The organism is Luteolibacter rhizosphaerae (assembly GCF_025950095.1).
Lineage (GTDB): Bacteria > Verrucomicrobiota > Verrucomicrobiia > Verrucomicrobiales > Akkermansiaceae > Haloferula > Haloferula rhizosphaerae.
Genome location: NZ_JAPDDR010000009.1, coordinates 168,616 through 185,217 on the forward strand (window position 1 = coordinate 168,616; position 16,602 = coordinate 185,217).

At 62.6% G+C, this 16,602-nt stretch carries 11 protein-coding genes; 8 read left to right on the forward strand and 3 right to left on the reverse strand.

What is annotated here, in order from left to right; genetic code table 11:
• Positions 1 to 43: 43 nt before the first annotated feature.
• Together OJ996_RS17790 and OJ996_RS17795 are read right to left on the reverse strand one after the other, a co-directional pair.
• A complete protein-coding gene (locus OJ996_RS17790; protein ID WP_264514991.1) occupies positions 44 to 3,841 on the reverse strand; it encodes a glycoside hydrolase family 32 protein in 3,798 nt (1,265 codons plus the stop codon).
• 276 nt (positions 3,842 to 4,117) lie between these two features.
• The gene (locus OJ996_RS17795) at positions 4,118 to 5,059 is read right to left on the reverse strand and encodes a malate dehydrogenase (protein ID WP_264514992.1); all 942 of its coding nucleotides are present in this window, start codon (positions 5,057 to 5,059) and stop codon (positions 4,118 to 4,120) included.
• Between the two features lie 23 nt (positions 5,060 to 5,082).
• Here OJ996_RS17795 and nspC point away from each other — a divergent pair, with 23 nt between their 5' ends.
• The 8 genes from nspC (at position 5,083) to OJ996_RS17835 (ending at position 15,371) form a co-directional block, all read left to right on the forward strand.
• Positions 5,083 to 6,291: a carboxynorspermidine decarboxylase gene (gene nspC / locus OJ996_RS17800; RefSeq protein WP_425605568.1), complete on the forward strand. Its 1,209-nt coding sequence runs from the start codon at positions 5,083 to 5,085 to the stop codon at positions 6,289 to 6,291.
• 82 nt (positions 6,292 to 6,373) lie between these two features.
• Positions 6,374 to 6,763, forward strand: coding sequence for a hypothetical protein (locus OJ996_RS17805; protein WP_264514994.1), 390 nt, complete (start codon positions 6,374 to 6,376; stop codon positions 6,761 to 6,763).
• A gap of 2 nt (positions 6,764 to 6,765) precedes the next feature.
• Positions 6,766 to 7,158, forward strand: a complete 393-nt coding sequence (locus tag OJ996_RS17810) for a hypothetical protein (protein ID WP_264514995.1) — start codon at positions 6,766 to 6,768, stop codon at positions 7,156 to 7,158.
• Positions 7,159 to 7,195: 37 nt separating this feature from the next.
• Entirely contained in the window at positions 7,196 to 7,630 is a 435-nt protein-coding gene (locus tag OJ996_RS17815; RefSeq protein ID WP_264514996.1) for a VanZ family protein, read from the forward strand.
• Positions 7,631 to 7,685: 55 nt separating this feature from the next.
• The gene (locus OJ996_RS17820) at positions 7,686 to 10,190 is read left to right on the forward strand and encodes a phosphatidylglycerol lysyltransferase domain-containing protein (protein ID WP_264514997.1); all 2,505 of its coding nucleotides are present in this window, start codon (positions 7,686 to 7,688) and stop codon (positions 10,188 to 10,190) included.
• A gap of 52 nt (positions 10,191 to 10,242) precedes the next feature.
• Positions 10,243 to 12,183, forward strand: coding sequence for a biosynthetic arginine decarboxylase (speA, locus tag OJ996_RS17825; protein ID WP_264514998.1), 1,941 nt, complete (start codon positions 10,243 to 10,245; stop codon positions 12,181 to 12,183).
• Positions 12,184 to 12,261: 78 nt separating this feature from the next.
• Positions 12,262 to 13,770: a S1C family serine protease gene (locus OJ996_RS17830; RefSeq protein WP_264514999.1), complete on the forward strand. Its 1,509-nt coding sequence runs from the start codon at positions 12,262 to 12,264 to the stop codon at positions 13,768 to 13,770.
• Positions 13,771 to 13,781: 11 nt separating this feature from the next.
• Entirely contained in the window at positions 13,782 to 15,371 is a 1,590-nt protein-coding gene (locus OJ996_RS17835) for a PDZ domain-containing protein (RefSeq protein WP_264515000.1), read from the forward strand.
• On the opposite strand, the gene OJ996_RS17840 is transcribed toward OJ996_RS17835, so the two are convergent.
• Positions 15,368 to 16,555: a 3-dehydroquinate synthase gene (locus OJ996_RS17840; RefSeq protein WP_264515001.1), complete on the reverse strand. Its 1,188-nt coding sequence runs from the start codon at positions 16,553 to 16,555 to the stop codon at positions 15,368 to 15,370. The genes OJ996_RS17835 and OJ996_RS17840 overlap by 4 nt on opposite strands.
• Between the last annotated feature and the right edge of the window lie 47 nt (positions 16,556 to 16,602).

Genomic DNA, 16,602 nt, shown 5'->3' on the forward strand with positions numbered 1-16,602 from the left:
CGAGACAGGGCTCCACCAAGTCCTGATCTCGTTTCTTGTCTTATCAGGGGGTGGTCGCCCTCAGTCGGGCGAAAAGTCGTCCGTTCAATGCATTGCCTGCGGGGATCGTCACGGTCACTTGGTCGGGGCTTGCCGTTTCGTTGATCACGACGGTGACACCATTCGGATAAGAGCCGCCTGACTGACTGACGGGAACCGAGGTCCAGGGTCCGGCGAGAGTGCTTGCGTATTGAACCCAGAGAGAGGCGCTGCCAGGCGTCGTCTCATCACGACTGAAAGACAGGCTGAGACCCGCAGTGGAATTGCCGCTCGTCGTCATCAAGCTGGAAGCATCGCCGGACAGTGGGTCCCCTCCCAGAACCCACTCCAGCCCGTTGGCGATGCCATCGCGATCCGGATCAGCCTCGAAGCCCGCTTCCTTGCCCGGTGAGCCATCGAGTCCTTTGGAGCTGCTCCATGCCAGATAGGGTCCCACCCCGATGACGTCCGCCCACGAGCGTCCGATCCGGATCTCATCGTGCTTCACCGTCCGGCCATTCACGAAGGCTCCAAAGGAGATCCCGTTGAAGGACATATCGGTCGCGGCCAGCCGGGTGAGCGTCGGAGCGACGGGCTCTGTAGCGGTGGTAGGATTGCGGTAAACGAACACGTCGTCATTGCCCGGCTTGAAGTCGATGCGGACGACATAGAAGTTCACGTTCGTATTGCCCGGTCCGATCAGCGTCTGCGTGCCATTCGGGGCGCGGAGGTTCACATTCGTTCCCGCCGCATCGTTCCCGATACCGGCGATGCGTCCCGAGTCTCCGAGATCATCGCGGTGGAACTCGAACTCGTAGAACAAGCTCGTGCCATTCGGCTGCTGGGTGAAGCTGAGATAAACCGTGGTGCCATCCTTGCCGATGCGGCCTGCGGTATCCAGATAGCCGCGTGCGCCGAAGGTCCCTGCCGGTGAAGTGTCGAGCGACCGGCCCACACGACGGCCATTCGGGAGCGAACTGCTATTCCCCGCCGAGCGATCATCGTAGCCAACGGGCGAGGCAGATCCCGCCACCAAGCTGCCAGCGACGACATCGGCCGTGCCGCCATTGATCGTCTGCCAAGCACCTGCCCAACCGTGTCCTCCATACAGGCCCGTGAGATTCGTGCCATTCTCGTAATCGAAACCCTCATAAGCCATCGGCCCTGCGGGCAAGGGCACCGCCTCGGATTGAACCCAGACATTGTCCACCAGATACTCCTTCAGCCCATTCGTAGCAGAGGCGCTGGCGGCGGTATTCCCGAGATCGATCACCACGAAAACTTCCGTGCCAACGTCTTCCATCGCCGGAGTGAAGGTGGCGGTAGTGCCCGCGAAGGCCACGCTGGCAAGCGAAGGCAGGGCCGCGTCATCCGCAGTGATGCTACGGACACCCGCCGAGCCTAACAGCGTGCCGCGTTCACCGCCGATGCCTCCGTTCACACCCTTCCGGAAGGCCAGCGTGAGATCGCCGGAATGAGAGTAGTTGCCCGTTCCATCGTTGATCCTGGCACCGAGGTCCGCGGTGAGCGTGTAAGTCTTGCCAAGATCCGACAGCGCAACACGACCGAGGGACTGATAGATGCCAGCACGGTTCTCGGTGCTGCCATTTCTCGCCCGCAGGGACGCGGCACCCAGTCCATTGAAGTCTGGATAGCCCGCCGCTTGCGACAGAGCATTGCCGCTATCATCAAGAGCACCCGCTGCCTCCGTCCAATCTCCAAACTGATTCCAACCGGGGATGGTGGTGCGGAAGGTGGAGCCGCTCGGCATGCCATCCTCGAAACCCGGATTCTGAAGCGATGTGGAAAGCGGTGGCTCTGCCGTCCATGTGGACGCGAGCGAATTCACCGTGAGAGAATGCACAAAGGCATCGCCGCCCACCGAACGCAGCGACGGCGTTGCCACACCGTTGTTCGGGTTGAGATAGTGGGAACCGAAGGCTTCTCCGTCAAAGGCATAGGCCTCCAAGCTCAGGCGATCCAAGAGGAGCCGCAGCTTCACCCGTCCATTGCGGGGCATGAAATTTCCGTTCATCGCCACCGCTTGGTTCCCGTCGAGCCCGGTAAAGCTTACAGCCCCGGTGGCCGTCTCATAGCGGACGGAGGTGCGCGGCAGATCGATGATGACCTGCGATGCGGTTCCTGGACTGAACTCGAGCGAGAGATCCACGAGATCCAAATTCCCCGCGCCGGAAAGCAGATTGCTCGCGGGAGTAAGCGCCTGGGAGGTCACCTGATGGGTCGAGGTGGCCAAGGAACTGATCTCGGGAATCGGATAGACGCAGAGACGGACTCCGGAGGGAGTGGTGCGCAGTGTCAAATCGCAGGGAAAGCCCATCTGCTGGTTGTAAGGCAATCCGTAAGCCCCGGCGGAGTTCGGCCCGCCGTTCATCCAGCCGATCTGGACCACCCGACCGTTCGGTGCCTGATTGAAGGACTGGGCTGCGTAGAAGTTTCCGCGGCCCGCTTGGAAGGGTCCCATTTCGGTGGTGAAGGTGGTGCCATCGAAACTGCCGATCTCGTAGTCGAAGTTCGCATCGTAGATCACCCACTTCGTTTGGGCGGCATTCCCATCGACCTGAAGCGGGAACATGTCCATGCACTCGAAGGCCCAGTTCCGCATGAGATCGGAGGCGAAGGTCCAGTCCTTCAAATTGGTGGAGGTGAAGAAGCGCACCCGGCCCGGATTGTTCTGGACCCAGAGCACCATCACCCAACGCTGCGAAGCCTCGTGCCAAAAGACCTTCGGATCGCGTTCGCCCGCATCGAAGCCTTGGTTCGGCACGATCGCACGACCGTGGTTGTGATACTTCCACGTCACCCCGCCATCGGTGCTGTAGGCCATGGCCTGATAGAAAGGCTCGCTGGCGTAGGTGAAGAAGGAGACGAGCGTCTTCCGCGAGCCGACCTGCGCACCCAGACTGTTATTGTGATCCACCACCGCGCTGCCGGAGTAGATCGTGCCGCTGCGGCCATCCACCTGATAGGGCAGCAGGGCGTGATTGAGCTGGCGCCAGTGAAGCATGTCCGTGCTGATCGCGTGGCCCCAGGTCATGTTGCCCCAGCCGGTGCCGAGCGGATTGTGCTGGAAGAAGAGGTGATAGTGCTCGCCATCGAAGACCATGCCGTTCGGATCATTCAGCCAGTTCCGGCGCGAGCTGAAGTGGAACTGCGGCCGCAGCGGCTGGTCATAGCCGACGGGCGGGACATTGGCCTTCGGGATGCCGGGGGTGAAGGCGAAGGCGCCGTCCGGAGGAACGGCCGTTTCGTCATTCGCGGCGAAATCATCGGCATTGATATGGCCCCAGCCACCGGTCGCCTGATCGAAGATGACGATGCGGGCGAGCTTTCCTTGCAAGGCTGCGGCATCGAAGGTGGCCGGGAACATGGCCTCGGAATTCAGGCCGGTGCCGATGGCATACTCCAGTCCCTCGCAGAGCAATTTCGCTCCGGTGATGCCGGGATGATTCCCGCCGCCGATGCGGCAGGTGATGTAGCGCTTGGTGATCGTGAATTCCTGCGAGGTCAAGGTGCCGGTAGCACCATCGCCACGAGTATCGCCGGGATTGCCCGTGACCCCGTCGTAATTCTCAAAGGTGCCAATCCAGTAGTTCCCTTGTTCGCCGCAAGACACGTTCCCGCGTGCAGCGGTATTGTCGCCAAAGGTGGGCTGGCGGGTGAAGGCCGTGCCGGAAGCCGTCCAGTTCTCCAGAGTGCCGGCTTCGAAATCGGAATTGGGGAAAAGAAGGACCTTCTCCGCCAGCGCGGGCAGGGCGGCGAGCGCGGACACGGCGAAAACAGCACCTCGGAGAGAAATTCTCATGGTCGATGGCAGACGGGCGATGGGTTTGAGGATGCGGCATCGACAACGGATGCTGCGGACAAGGCGGGTTCGTACCGATCCGAACATCTCACGGCTCAAGCAGTCCGCCGCGAGAAAATCGCCGCGAAACACGGGGGCAAGCGGATGCGCCCGGATCGGTTCCCGAAGATCGCCCACCGATCTCCGCCAGCCATCACGGAATGACCGCAGGCTACGGTTCCTGTGATGACAGGATGACAGCCTGACCTTACCAAACGAGGCCCGGCCCGCGTGCAATCAGCACACTTCCTCTATGATCTGCCGCACCGCCCGGGCGGCCGTGCGGAATTGCTCCGCCTCCATCGCGTTCAGGTCGGGATGCAGGATCCGCTCGATCCCGCGGCTGCCGACAACGACCGGCAGGCTGAGGCAAACGCCATCCACCCCGAGAAAGCCATCAATCTTCACGCTTAGAGGAACAGTTCGGCGCTCATTGAGCAGGATCGACTCGATGATGTAGGCGGCCGCCTGACCGATGGCGTAACAGGTATTGCGCTTCTTGCGGAACACCTCGATCCCGGCGTGGGCGGCCTTGTCACAAAGAGCCCGGCGCTCGGGCGTGTCATCGATCTTCTCGCCCCCGGCTTGAGCAACGCTCATCGCCGGGAACTGATGCTCGCCGTGCTCGCCGAGAATGTAGGCGCGCAGGTCATCCGGATGGATGCCGATCATGGCGGAGAGCATCTCGCGGAAGCGGATCGAATCCACCAGGGTGCCGGTGCCCATCACCCGCTCCTTCGGGAAGCCGGTGAGCTCCAGCGCCTGCCAGGTGAGGACGTCGACGGGATTCGACACCATTACGAGTTTCGCGTCCGGAGCGGCGGCGGCAATCCGCGGCAGGAGATCGCGCATCAGGGCGGCATTCCCTTCCGCGAGCGAATTGCGGCTGGTCAGGCCTTCGGGTGTCGGGACGGAAGCACACATCGCGACGACCTCGCTGCCCGCGCAGTCCTCCAGATCCCCCGCGCGGACCGTCACCGGCACCTGCAGGAAGGCCTGCGCGTGCATCAGGTCCATGGCCTCGCCCTCCGCCTTGGCCCGGTTTGCGCCCACCAGCACGATCTCCCGTGCCGCGCCACGCAGCATGAGCGTGTACGCCAGCACCATTCCCACATTTCCCGGACCGAAGATCGTGACTTTCACGGGCCCTTCCATCTCCGCCCCGGATGGAAACTGCAAGGTTCGGTATTGGACGAACGACGATCAATGTTCATGGTTCGGGCGTGGCTTCATTCGTCGTGTCTATCGCAGCGCTCAAGCGCAACTCCGCCATCCTCAGGGAAACCGCCGCGGCGGCGGGCTGCCGGATCGTGCTCGCCCTGAAGGGATTCTCCTGTTGGAAGGCCTTCCCGTATATCCGGGAGGATCTCGATGGATGCTGTGCTTCGGGTCTGTGGGAGGCGTTGCTGGCGCGCGATTACTTCGGCAAGAAGGTGGTGACCTACTCGCCCGCGTATGTGGAAGAGGACATCCGGCAGCTCTGCGAGTTCACGCACCATCTCGATTTCAATTCGCTGTCGCAGTGGTTCCGCTTCCGGGACATGGTGATGGCGCACCCGCGCTTCAAATCCGGCGAGCTGCACTGCGGACTCCGCGTGAACCCGGAATGCTCGACCGGCCACACCCCGCTCTACGATCCTTGCGTGCCTGGCTCCCGTCTCGGCATCACCGCGGACAAGCTGGAGGGAGTGGATCTCACGGGACTGTCCGGCCTGCATTTCCACACGCTCTGCGAGCAGAACTCCGACGATCTGGAGAAGACGCTGACGGCGCTGGACGAGAGGTTCGGCCACCTCCTGCGCTCGGAGCAATTCACCTACCTGAACATGGGCGGCGGCCACTGGATCACCAAGCCCTTCTACGACCGCGAGCGGCTGATCCGACTGGTGCGCGAGACCCGGGAGAAATACGGCGTGGAAGTCTGGCTGGAACCGGGCGAAGCGGGTGCAATCCACACCGGCGTGCTGCGTGCCGAGGTGCTGGACGTCTTCGAATCCGCCGGCCACAAGCTCGCGATCCTGGACATCTCCGCCACGGCGCACATGCCGGATGTACTAGAGATGCCGTACCGACCGGATGTGTTCCTGGTGGATGGCGCGACTTCCGATGCGAAGCCAGCCGTGGTGTTCGAGGGCGAGTCCTATCAACCGGCGCTGGAGGATGGCGAGCACCTCTACCGGCTGGGGGGGCCGACCTGCCTGGCCGGAGATGTCACCGGTGACTTCGCCTTCCCCCGCCCTCTCAAGGCGGGCGACATCCTCGTCTTCGACGACATGGCGCACTACACCATGGTGAAGACGACGACCTTCAACGGCGTGCCGCATCCCTCAATTGTCTTCCAGCACGAGGATGGCAGGCTGGAGACCGTCCGGGAGTTCGGCTACGAGGATTTCAGGGATCGCCTGAGTTAAGACCAGAGAACGAAGAAACTGGCGGAGACCAGGAAGAAGCGCTATCCGTGCGAGGTTATCCAAGGATCTCTCATGCCCTCCTATGTTTGAAAGTTTCTCTTATTCCCTCTTCGTGGCATTCTTCCAGGTCGTCATGATGATCGTGACGATCTGGGCCGGGATTGCCTTCTTCAGGGAGCGCAGCCGCCTCACGGGAACCCTGTTGGCATCCGCAGTGTTGCTCGGGATCACTTGCTGCGTCTCCCGCATCCTGAGCCTCGGCGTCTATCAGCTGAACTGGGGTGGAGGACTGAGTGGCAGCAGAGAGCTTTTCACTATTCTGGAATCCAGCGGAGCGGCTTCCGCTCTGGCAAGTTTGGTATTTCACCTCGCCCTGCTCCTTTACGGATTGCGGAGGCTCAGCGAGGCCAAGCGCATCGCGGAACTCGAAGCCATCCTTGCCGATCACCTCGAGCGCAAAACCCAACCCTGACCATGTCCAGTGCTTACATGGCTCAATTCTGGGGCTTCTACAGTTTGGCGATGAGTGCGCTTCTGATGGCTTGCGGGATTGTCTTTCTGAGACAGCGCGGCGGTCTGGCGTGGGCCTTGTTTATCTCAGGGCTGGCGGGTTCGCTTTCGGCCTTGGCGCCTCAGTTTCTGATGTGGGGATTCGCCGCGGATTGGTGGGGCTGGGGTCGAGGAGAGGAAGCGCATAAGCAACTGATGAAGGCGTTCCAACTCGGCAATTTCATCGGCATGGCGAGTGGTTTCGTCTTCTACGTTTCCCTGCTGCTTTACGCGCTGCGTGGTAATGGCAATACGCGCCGCATCGCGGAACTCGAAGCGATTTTGCACGAGCGCATGAGCCGGAACGATGCGCCATGAAGCGCCGGTGAAATCGGAGTGAAGCAAGCACCCCGCGTTGACCACGGAGCCCAGGCAGCTCTATCAGATCCGCATGAGCGTGGGTGCCAGTAGGATCATTTTTGCGGGCTATGCGCTGTTCCTCGGCGGCATCATCTACCTTGCCAATCACGGCGGTGGCCACTGGTGGAGTTTCATCACGGATCTCCCTTGCGGCGACAAGCTAGGTCACTTGGGCTTGGTAGCAACGCTGACATTCCTGCTGAATCTCGCCTTAAGAGGTCGACGTGCGCCGGGAAAGCTATCGGGAATCATGCTCGGGTCTCTTCTCGTCGCGATCTTCATGAGCTTGGAGGAATGCTCCCAGGCGATGTTTCCCTCCCGGAGCTTGGATCTTCTCGACGGCTTGGCCAATCTGGCGGGTGTCGTGGTCGGCGATCTTGCCGCGCGGAGGGCCTTGGGCCGTAGGCAGGTTCGCGCTGTCACATCCTGATAGACAGAACCCCGGCCATGAAGCGGTAAATGGGTGGGGCGTTGCGCTCCGCACCATGTTTTTGCGCCGGTGCGCCATCATCCGACTCGTCGCGCTGCTCCTGTTTCTGGGCGGCATCTCCCTGAATTTGGCCGCGGAGGAGACACGGGACCTGCAACTCTCCCGCGGGACCGGTGTCGTTCATATCTTCAAAGGACCGGACAAGCCGGTGGCAGGCATCGTCTTCGCCTCCGGTGACGGCGGCTGGACCGACTGGGAGGACACGCTCTGCGGCTGGCTGGAAGAATCGGGTTGGCGTGTGGCCGGCCTGAACTGCCGGTCCTACGCCGCCAAGGACTACGATGGCGATCTGCTGGGCAACGACTTCACCGCGCTGGCCAAAGCGATGGATCTGCCCGCGGGCACGCCTCTCTTTTACGGCGGCTGGTCAATGGGGAGCGTGCAAGCTGTAGCCGCCGCTGGCGCCGAACGGCCACCCGACCTCAAAGGCCTGCTCCTCTTCTCCTGCGGCTCCCGCGGTCGCTACGGCCTGCGGGTGAAGGATGAATTGGGCATCGCGCCAAGCGGGGAAGGAACCTTTGCACTGCACGACTTCGATGCCGGAATGAAAGACCTGAGCATCGCCCAATTCCACGGCTCCGGCGATCTGATCTCCAGCACCGAGTGGATCAAGAGCCTGCCGGAACGAACCGGGCTCTACATGATGCCGGGCTACAATCACGGCTTCGACGGGCCCGATCCGAAGTTCAAGCCGGAGCTGCAGCGCGGGCTAGGCTGGCTGCTCGGAGATGATTCGCTGGCCCCGGCCTCGGCCAGCCAGCTTCTGCCTTACGGTCTCTCCCCGCTCTGGCCCGCGGCAGCCTTGAGCAGCCTGCTGGTGGTCATCTTCCTCTTCGTGCGCCGCCACGCGATCCGCCTGCTTGTCGCCGCCGTCATCCTGATCGGCCTGATCAATCTGCTGGAGGCCCTGCTGCCGAAGCCTCCGGAAGTGATCGATTGGATGGAGCAGTGGTTCCCGCTCGGTGTGAGCGAAGATAGCCGACTGCTTCTCCTGCTTTCGGGTTTCTCCCTGCTGGCTCTAGCACGCGGGCTCTCCCGGCGGAAGCGGGTGGCCTGGTGGTTGGCCATTGGCCTACTGGCCACCTCTGCGTTGCTGCACCTGGTCCGGGCCTTCGACTGGCACCATGCCGTGGCGGCGGTGATCCTGATGGTCCCACTGATCCGTTGGCGGAAAGAATTCATCGCCCGCTCGGATGCCCCGTCCCTGCGCTTGGGGCTCTGGGTGGCGCCCTGCATCGCGCTGGCACTCATCCTCTACGGCAGCATCAGTCTGCACTCGATCGGGGAGTCAGGGAAACTGAAGGAACCACTGGATTGGTCGCGCGCCTTCGGCTCTTCCGCCACCGCGGTGGCCGGTCTGCCGGACTCCATGGACTCGTCCATCCCGGAGGTGTCGCGCCTGCTGGACCGGCTCAGGCTGGCTAGCATCGGTTGTGGTGCCGTGGTCCTAGCACTCCTGCTGCGCCCGGTGCTGGCCGCGCGGCAATCGGGTTCGGTGGCCGAGGACCGGCTCCGCGCCGAGGCGATTCTGGCCAAGCACGGGAACGACCCCAGCGATCCCTACACGCTCCTGACGGACAAACATTACTTCTTCCACGAGTCCGGCGAGGGTTTCGTCGCCTATGTTTGCTGGCGGGACATCGCTGTGATCCTCGCCGATCCGGTCTGCCCGGATGAAATCCGCGTCGGCCTGATCGAGCACTTCGTTCGCTTCTGCCGGAGGCAGGACTGGACGCCGGTCTTCTACGGCACCCGCCAGGATACCCGCTCACTTTACGAACGGTGCGGCTTGATCACCTTCAAGGTCGCGGAGGATGCGCGGATTCTCCTGTCTGAATTCAACCTGCAGGGCGGCAAGTTCCAAAATCTCCGCACCGCCAAGAACAAGGCCAAGAAGGACGAGATGAGCTTCCGCTGGTATGAGCCCTCACAAGGAGTCGATCACGGCTTGGAGGCGCAGCTCACCCTGCTTTCCGATGCATGGCTCCGCTCGAAGAGCGGCGGCGAAATGACCTTCGATCTCGGCAGCTTCTCGCTGGCGGATATCCATCGCAGCGGCTGCGCGGTGGCAATCCGTGCCGACGGGCAGGTGGACTGCTTCGCCACCTGGCGGCCTTATGCCGGGGAAAAGGGCCGCGCCCTCGACCTGATGCGAGGCCGGGGTTCATCGGGCGGAATCATGGACTTCCTGATCCTGGAAAGCCTCGACCACTTCAAGAATCTCGGCGTGGAGGAGATCAGCCTCGGCTGCGCCCCGCTGGCAAACACCGAGACCGACCCCGCGCGTTTCTCGAAGGAGGAAAAACAGGTCAAGCTGCTGTTCGAAAAGTTCGACCGTTTCTACGGCTACAAGTCGCTTTTCAACTTCAAGCGGAAGTATCATCCGGCTTGGCAGGGCCGCTATCTGGCCTATCCGCCGGGCACGCTGCTGGCCCGGATCGGGCTGGCGGTGGCGGCCGTGCATTTGCCCGGGGGCTTCCGGGGGCTGATTAAGTCGTAAATTCCTCGCATTACCGCTTTATTTTCCGGCGGTTTGCCCCTTCCTTCCGCCCATGGTTCCGCCTGCCGCCGCCAAGGGTTCGAAGCCGAAGAAAGAAAACGGATGGTCCGCCGCCCAATCCGCCGAGTTGTATGGCGTGGACCAGTGGGGCCACGGCTTCTTCGGCGTGAATAAGAACGGCCATGTCACGGTGAAGCTCACCGATGGCGCGACCAGTTCCGAAGTCTCCCTGCATGAGGTCATCGAGGGCCTGCGGGACCGCGGCACCGACCTGCCCGTGCTGCTGCGCTTCCGCGACCTGCTGCATTCCCGCATCCGCGAGCTGAACGAATCCTTCCGCCAAGCGATCAAGGATACCGGCTACAAAGGTGAATACCGCGGCGTCTACCCGATCAAGGTGAACCAGCAGCGGCAGGTCATCGAAGAGATCTCCGAATTCGGCAAGCAGTACCACTACGGCCTCGAAGCCGGCTCGAAGCCCGAGCTGATCGCCGCGCTCGCGCACATGCACGACACGGAGGCCTACATCGTCTGCAATGGCTACAAGGATGAGGAGTTCATCGACCTCGCCCTGCATGCGCAGAAGATGGGTCTCAAGATCATGCTGGTCCTGGAGATGCCCTCCGAGCTGGACCTCGTGCTAGAGCGCTCGCGCAAGCTCGGCGTGCTGCCGAATCTCGGCGTGCGCGTCCGCCTCTCCACCCGCGGCTCCGGCCACTGGGCGGAAAGCGCCGGGGACAAGTCGGTCTTCGGCCTCAGCGCCACCCAAGTCATCGACGTGGTCGACCGCCTCAAGGAAGCCGGTTACCTCGGCTGCCTGCGCATGCTGCACTACCACCAAGGCAGCCAGATCCCGAACATCGCGGCGATCCGTGAGGGCGCCACGGAAGTGGCCCGCATGTACTGCGACCTCGTCAAGGAGGGCGCGCCAATGGGCGTGCTCGACATCGGCGGCGGCATGGCCGTGGACTACGACGGCTCGCACACCAATTTCCACTCCTCCTGCAACTACTCGATCCTTGAGTACTGCACCGACGTGATCGAGACGATCATGCAGATCTGCGACAAGGTCGGCGTGGCGCATCCCAACCTGATCTCCGAATCGGGCCGGGCGATCGTGGCCTACTACTCGGTACTGGTCTTCAACATCCTGGATGTTTCGACCGTTCAAACCACGGAGAAGGCTCCCGCCACTCCGGAGAACGCGCCTCAGAATCTCTTCAACCTGATCGCGGTGGCGAAGGACCTCAGCAAGCGCAACCTGCAGGAGTGCTTCAACGACGCCGTCTACTACCGCGACCAGGTGCGCGCGCAGTTCTTCTACGGCGCCGCCACCCTGCGCGACCGCGGCCTCGCCGAGGCCTGGTTCTGGCACATCATGACCCGGATCTCGAAGCTGATCCTCGAGTTGGAGATCGTGCCCGAAGATCTGCGCGAACTCTCCGACACCTTGGTCGATTTCTACTACGGGAACTTCAGCCTTTTCCAGAGCCTGCCCGACTCGTGGGCGATCAAGCAGCTTTTCCCGGTCCTGCCGATCCACCGCCTGAACGAGCGCCCGAAGCAGCGCGCCGTGATCGCCGATATCACCTGCGATTGCGACGGCAAGATCGACCGCTTCATCGATCGCGAGGACGTGGCGAAGGTTCTGCCCCTGCATGACATCAAGCCGGGCGAACCTTACTACATCGCCACCTTCCTGGTCGGAGCCTATCAGGAAACCCTCGGCGATCTGCACAACCTCCTCGGCGACACCAACGTGGTGGGCGTGCACTTGGAAGACGGCAAACCCGTCTACACCCACGAGGTCGAAGGCGACACCGTGGCCGACGTGCTGAGCTACGTGGAGTACGATCCGAAGGAGTTGGTCACCCGCTTCCGCGCCTTCGCCGAACGCGCCGTGACGCAAGGCCGGATCTCGCCCAAGGAACGCCGCGAGGTACTCGATCTGTTCAGGACCGGTCTGAGCGGCTACACCTACTTCGAGGGCTAAGCGGAGGGCGGACCACGAAGCGTCGGTCCGCCAGCCATTCCCCTTGCACCGTGGCCGTTCCCCCGTAGCCTGCGGGCAATGCGTGCGCGATCATTCGCCCCCCTTGCCTTGCTCCTTATCGCGGGCCAACTGGCTGCCCAGGAAACCGCGGCGGTGGCCGTGGAAACCCCGCCGATTCCCCAGAAGCCACCCGGCGCCCCATCCGACATCTACCGCTCGGTGGTGAGGATCGAGGCGGCGGTGCAGACCCCGGATTACGCCACGCCGTGGAATAGCGGGCGCTTCGGCGGCGGTATCGGCACCGGCTTCCTGATCGGCGAGAACAAGTTCCTCACCAACGCCCACGTCGTCTCCAACGAGCGCCGGCTCCTGATCACGGTGCACGGCAGCCCGCGGAAGTATCCGGCCAAGGTGAAGTTCGTCGCCCACGACTGCGATCTGGCCCTGCTGGAGGTGGAAGACTTCACCGACTTCAAGGACTTCCCCAAACTCTCCTTCGGCGAAGTGCCGCAACTCGAAAGCCAGGTCCGCGTGATCGGCTACCCGATCGGCGGCGAGCGGCTCTCGGTGACCCGCGGCGTCGTCTCGCGGATCGACTTTTCCTCCTACTCCCACTCCCGCGCGGATTCCCACCTGATCGTTCAGATCGATGCCGCCATCAACCCCGGCAACTCCGGCGGCCCGGTGGTGCAGGATAACAAGGTGGTAGGCGTGGCCTTCCAAGGCCTGCGCCAGGCGGACAATACCGGCTACATCATCCCGACCCCGGTGATCCGCCGCTTCCTGAAGGACATCGAGGACGGGACCTACGACTTCTATGTCGATCTCGGCGCCGCGACTTTCCCGCTCTTCAATCCGGCGATGCGCAAGGCCCTCAAGATGGAGGACAACGGCTTGGGCGTGCTGGTCACCGACGTGACCCCGACCGGTGCCTGCGAAGGTGTCCTGAAACCCGGCGACGTGATCCTCTCGATGGACGGCCATGAGGTGGATAGCGGCGGCCAGATCCTGCTCGATGGCGAGAAGGTGGACATGAACGAAGTTGTCGAGCGCAAGTTCGCCGGGGACAAGGTGGCCCTGAAGTGGCTACGCGACGGCAAGGAGGAGAATCAGGAGATCACGCTCAAGACCCTTCCGCCCGCCCGGATGTATGCCATCCAATACGAGAAAAAGCCGCGTTACTTCGTCTTCGCAGGTCTGGTCTTCCAGCCGCTCGATACCAATCTCTTCGCCTCGGTGAAATTCGACGACGTGAACGTCCGTCGCCTCTACAACGACTATCTGCCCAAGGGCATTTTCACCGAACGCGAAGACATCGTGGTGCTGACCCGGGTGGAGAGCGACCCGGTGAACAGCCAGTTGGGCGGCTTCTCCGGTCTGGCCGTGGATAAGATCAACGGCGTCACCGTGAAGAGCCTCAAGCATGCCCACGAGCTGCTGAATCCGCCCACACTGCCCGAGTTCCATGTGGTCGAGCTCTTCGGAGCTTCCCGCCCGCTCGTGATGCCTGCCAATGCCGTGGAAGCCGCAAATGAACGCGTCCGCGAGACCTACGCCATCGAACGCCTTTCCAACTTCACCGAGTGATGACACCCGCCATGCGTCCCCTGCTGCTTCTGCCACTCGTCCTGCCGGTGCTCGCGCAGGAGCCATCAGCTCCCGGCCGCTCGCCCGAGGAAGCTCCCGAAAGGATCCCGGGCACGGTCGACCGCGCTTCCGACAAGGATGAGGCGAAGGTCATCGTGGAAGTTTCCGATACCGCCGTGCCAGCCCCGAAGGACCTCCTTCGCTCGGTCGCGCGGATCTCCACCACCCAGCAATCCTGGAACCAGCGCCAGCCTTGGGAAAAAGGCTCGCCCGGCAAGCGCCGCTCGCTCGGCGTGATCGTGGCGGGAGAAAAGGTCGTCACCACGGCCGAGATGGCGGTGGATGCCACCTACATCGAACTCGAGTCTCCCGATGGCAAGCGCTTGGCTCCGGCCAAGGTCGTGGCCGTGGACTACGAGGCGAACCTCGCCCTCCTCGGCCTGCAGAGTGCCGACGACGCCGCATTCTTCACAGGCACCAAGCCGCTTCAGATCGCCGCGAGACCGAAGCCCGGCGACAAGCTGGACATCCTGCAGGTGGAGGAGAATGGAACCCCGCTCATCACCTCCGGCGGGATCCAGAGCATCGACGTGGTCTCGAACTTCCTGCCCGGACAGTTTTTCCTCACCTACGAGGTGAAAGCGTCCATGCAGAGCGCCGCCAACAGCTTCTCGCTGCCGGTGCTCCGGAATGGCAAGCTGGCCGGCATCCTGACCAGCTATGACTCGAAGGATCAATTGAGCGACGTGACCGCCACCGACATCATCGCACGATTCGTGCGTGAAGGCTCGGACGGTCAGTATGATGGCTTCCCCGCCCTCGGCATCGCGACCAGCCGCACCGAGGACGCGAACTTCCGTGCTTGGCTGAAGCTGCCGGAAGATGGCGGCGGACTCTACGTTTCGACTGTTCGTCCTGGCAGCGCCGCCGAAAAGGCCGGCCTCAGGAAGGGCGATGTGATCGACAGCATCGACGGCCATCCCATCGATCGCCTCGGATACTTCGACGACTCCCATTACGGCCGCCTCTACTGGAGCCACTTGGTCCGCGGCGCGAAGAGCAGCGGGGACAAGGTGAGCATGGACGTGATCCGCGAGGGTCAGAAGACGAAGCTGGAAGCCGTGCTCGACCGCCGCGACGAGAAGGACCAACTGGTGCCTGCCTACACTTTCGGCAAGGGTCCTTCCTATCTGGTCAAGGGCGGTTTGGTCTTCCAAGAACTCACCCGACCCTTCCTCGAAACCTATGGTGAGGAATGGATGGCCCGCGCGCCGCTGAACCTGCTCGATGTCTACGAAAACCCGCAGAAGTATGAATCCCGCGGCCGCCGCATCGTGGTGCTGGCAGGCGTGATCGCCACGCCGGCAACCGTCGGCTACGAGTCGCTCCGGGACCTCATCGTGACGAAGGTCAACGGCAAGGAGATCAAGGATATCAAGTCACTCATCGCCGCCTTCGAAGCAGGCAATGGCGACGGCTTGCACGCGATCGAGTTCGACGAGGAGAAGTTCACCGTGAACCTCGACGAAGCCGACTCCAAGCGGGTCGACGCCGAGCTGCAACGCCGCGGACTCAGCCCGCTCTCGCGGGCCGAGGACTAAGGTTGCTCCTTCGCGCTTAATGGCGGGCGGGCTACATCAAGCATCGCCTGCCGGTCGCGCAGGTGATCCAGGCAAGCATCGACCAAACCCTCATCGAGGGCGTGCACGTCTTGGCCGATCCCGGCATCGCGCAGCAGGAGCACCGTGAGTTCGCCCCCAAGGTGCTCGCGGAATTCTTCCAAGCCAGCATGGACGAGGCGGCGACCGTTCGCGTCGCGCAAATCGAGCGCCGGATGCCATAGTGGCAAGCGCAGGCCTGCAACAACATCGATCACCCGTTCCGCCACGCAATCGCGCAGCAGACCGCAACGGGAAGAGTAGAGTGTATCCAGCGCCGCACCGATCGCGACGGCGTGCGCGTGGCTCACGGTGAAGCCACTAAGCTGTTCAAGCTTGTGCGCAGACCAGTGACCGAAATCCAGCGGGCGGCTGCTGCCGGTCTCAAAGGGATCGCCCCCTTGCGCGATGTGGCGGGCATGCAGCAGCGCGCTGCGCTCCACGCATTCTTCCAGCGCGGGTGACTGGAGCGCTTCCAGCTTCTCGACGTTCGCCTCAATCCAGCGGAAGAACTCGCCGTCCTTCACCAGCGAGACCTTCACCGCCTCAATCAGACCCGCACGGCAGGTTTCCTCGTCTTGGCTCTGCAGGAAGTTGAAATCGTTGATCACCGCGAAAGGCACCGCGAAGGCACCGATCCAATTCTTCTTCCCGAAACCGTTGATCGCGCACTTCACCCCCACCCCGCTGTCGTCCTGAGACAAGGTCGTGGTCGGGAAGCGCACCAGACGCACGCCGCGATGGGCGGTCGCCGCGGCATAGCCGACGGCATCAAGGAAGGCACCGCCGCCGATCACCAACAGGTAGGAGTGACGGTCGATGTGCTCGCGATCGATGGTCTCCCAGATCTTGCGCACCAATCCGTCGTCGCGCTTCACCGCCTCGCCGCCGGGGAGAATGTGGACGCCGTGCCAGTCGAATCCGAGGTCGGCAAAGTATCCCTCAATCTTCCGGGCCAGCTCCGGCCAAGCCTTGGCCACGCTCTCCTCAAGGGTGACGAGGACCCGGCGACCCTCGCCTTCGGTGAGAATTTCTCCTAACAAGGTGTTGCCGGCACCGAAGGCATCGCGGGTGAAACAAACGCGGTGCTTGAAGGTGACGGGAATCTGGAAATCGTGTCGCGACATCGCTTGCGGGTGAAAGTGCCTCTGATACGCCCGGGAGCCAACCATTC